Origin of the sequence: Candidatus Protofrankia californiensis, from assembly GCF_900634765.1 — a bacterium.
GTDB classification, from domain to species: domain Bacteria; phylum Actinomycetota; class Actinomycetes; order Frankiales; family Frankiaceae; genus Protofrankia; species Protofrankia californiensis.
Genome location: NZ_CAAAFT010000119.1, coordinates 10936 through 14050 on the forward strand (window position 1 = coordinate 10936; position 3115 = coordinate 14050).

Genomic DNA, 3115 nt, shown 5'->3' on the forward strand with positions numbered 1-3115 from the left:
CCTCCGGCGCGATCCTGCCCGGTTTTCAGCAGGTGGCGGTGGACTGCGACGACACCGTCCTGTTGGAAACCTCGCCGGGACACGCGACCCGCGCCGCCCGGTCGCCCTTTGTCGGCACTTTCGCCGAACGCAGGGCCGAACTGCTCGCCCGGGGGCTTGCTCCCGTGCAGGTGTGGGAGGAGCTGGAACGGCTCAACCTCGGCCGGCTGCGGATCGCGAGCAAGGGTCTGCGCCGCGACCGTGGTCGGCTGGTGACCGTCGACGAGGACACCCAGCGCAACGACGGCATGTTCATGATCGGCCAGGTGGCGGCGCTGCGGTCGGAACCGACCACGGTGGACGCCCTGCACGCCCAGGTGAGCGAGGGTGCGACCCGGGCACTGGCCGCCCGGGCCGCAGCCCTCGGCATCGACACCGACGTCGCGGCCCACCCGACCCGGCCGGGCGCCACGACGCGACCGGGCGCCATGACACGCGAGCGCAACCGCGTCCGCGAGCAGGCCCGGCCGTTGGACGTGGCCGTCATCGGCATGGCTTGCGTGTTCCCGGGTGCCGCCGACACGGGCGAGTACTGGGCCAACGTGGTCGGAGGCGTGGACGCCGTCACCGAGGTGCCCCGCAGCCGCTGGGATCCCGACCTGTATTACGTCTCCGGTGCGGGTCCCGGGCAGATCGGGCGGCGGGTGCCGTCCAAGTGGGGCGGGTTTCTCTCCCCGGTCCCGTTCGACGCGTTGCGCTTCGGCATCCCGCCGAAGTCGTTGAGCAGCATAGAACCCGGGCAACTGCTGGCCCTCGAGGTGACCGCGCGTGCCCTGCGCGACGCCGGCTACGACGACCGGCCGTTCGACCGGTTGCGTACGTCGGTGGTTTTCGGTGCCGAGTCCGGTGCGGATCTCGCCTCCGGCTACGGCTTCCGTTCGAGCTACCCGGCCTTCTTCGGGACGATCCCACCCGCCCTCGACGAACGCCTGCCCACACTGGGCGAGGATTCGTTCCCTGGTCTGCTCGCGAACGTCATCGCCGGCCGCATCGCCAACCGTCTCGATCTCGGTGGCGTCAACTACACGGTCGACGCGGCGTGCGCGTCCTCACTGGCGGCGCTGGACACCGCATGCAAGGAGCTGGTCGGCGGCACCTCGGACCTCGTGCTCTGCGGGGGTGTGGACACCCACAACAGCATCCACGACTTCCTGCTGTTCGCCTCCGTCCACGCCCTGTCGCCAACCGGCCGGTCCCGCAGCTTCGACTCGGCCGCCGACGGCATCTGCCTGGGGGAGGGGGTGGCCGTTGTCGTTCTCAAGCGACTTGCCGACGCCGAACGCGACGGCGACCGCATCCATGCGGTGATCAAAGCTGTGGCCGGGTCGAGCGACGGACGGGCGCTGGGCATGACCGCCCCGCGCAAGGCCGGGCAGGTGCTGGCGATGGAGCGGGCGTACGCGCGTGCCGGGATCTCCCCGGCCGACATCGGTCTGGTCGAGGCGCACGCGACCGGCACGGTCGTCGGCGACAGCACGGAGCTTTCCAGCCTCACCGAGGTTTTCACCGGTCACGGTGCGCTACAGGAAAGTTGCGCCGTCGGCTCGGTGAAGTCTCAGATAGGACACACCAAGTGTGCCGCCGGGCTGGCCGGTCTGATCAAGGCCGTGAAGGCGCTGGAGGTCGGTGTGCGCCCTCCGACCCTCAACATCACCCAGCCGAACCCGTCCTGGGACGCCGAGACCAGCCCGTTCTTCTTCGACACCAGCGCCCGGCCGTGGGCGGCACCGGCGTCGCGGCGGCATGCCGGGGTGTCCGCGTTCGGGTTCGGCGGGACCAACTTCCACGTGGTGCTGTCCGCCTATGACGGTGCTCCCGAACCCGCCCACGGGTTGGACGCCTGGCCCGCGGAACTGTTCGTCGTCCGTGGCACCGACCAGGCAGCCGCCTGCCGCACCCTGGACAGGCTCGCCGAGCTGATCCGGGTCAACGACGGCGCCGGGCGTCCCTGGAAGCTGCGTGACCTGGCCGCGACAGTGGCGGCCAAGCGCGGCGGGCCCGTCCAGGTGGCGTTCGTCGCGACCAGCCTGGACGAGCTTGCCGACCTGGTGAAGCGGGCACGCGCGTTCGCCCACGACGCGAAGGCCGGGATCTTCGTCGCCGGCGGAGGCGGCCGCGCTGCGGAGGGCCGCGTCGGGGAAGGAGCCGCGGAAGGAAAGGTCGCCTTCCTGTTCCCGGGCCAGGGCAGCCAGCGGCCCGGGATGCTGGCGGAGCTGTTCGTGGCCTTCCCGCGCCTGCGGCACCTGCTCGAACGCGGTGAGAAGTGGGTGAAGGCGATGTTCCCGCCGGCCGCGTTCAGCCGTGGGGACACCGACGCCCAGCAGGCGGCGATCACCGATACCCGGACGGCACAGCCGACCCTCGGGATCGCCGGTCTCGCCATGAACGAGATCCTCACCGGCCTCGGCGTGCGTCCCGACCATCTCGGCGGCCACAGCTACGGTGAACTGGTCGCCCTGTGCGCGGCCGGAGCCGTCGACGCCGCCGATCTGCTGCCGCTGAGCGAGGCGAGAGCGGTCGCCATCCTCGATGCCGCCAATGCTTTCTCCGCAACCGCCGACCCCGGGACGATGGCGGCGGTTGCTGCCCCGGCGCAGCGGGTTCGAGAAGCGCTGGGCGTGGGCTCGGCGGACCTGACCGATGTCGTGATCGCCAATCACAACGCACCGGAACAGACCGTGATCTCCGGTCCGACTCCCGCGGTGGACGCCGCGGCGCAGCTCCTGGCGGCCGAAGGCCTCACCATCAGGCGGATCCCTGTGGCATGCGCGTTCCACAGCCCGGTGGTCGCGGCCGCGGCCGGGATGTTCGCCGCCGACCTGGACAAGGTCACCGTTACGCCGCCGTCGGTCCCGGTCTGGTCGAACATGACCGCGCAGCCGTATCCGGACACCGCCGACGCGGTGCGGCAGACCCTCGCCGGCCAGGTCGCCCAGCCCGTCCGGTTCGTCGAACAGATCGAGGCGATGTACGCGGCCGGAGTACGGATCTTCGTGGAGGCCGGGCCGGGCCGGGTCCTCACCGGGCTCACCAGCAGGATCCTGCACGGTCGGCCGCATACGGCCGTCGCCACGGA

The 3115-nt window shown here is 71.3% G+C and carries 1 protein-coding gene; it reads left to right on the forward strand.

The genetic code is table 11. The features are described 5' to 3' along the window. A partial coding sequence (locus DD1DGNOD_RS28925; RefSeq protein ID WP_241255521.1) for a type I polyketide synthase occupies positions 1 to 3115 on the forward strand: 3115 nt, incomplete at both ends.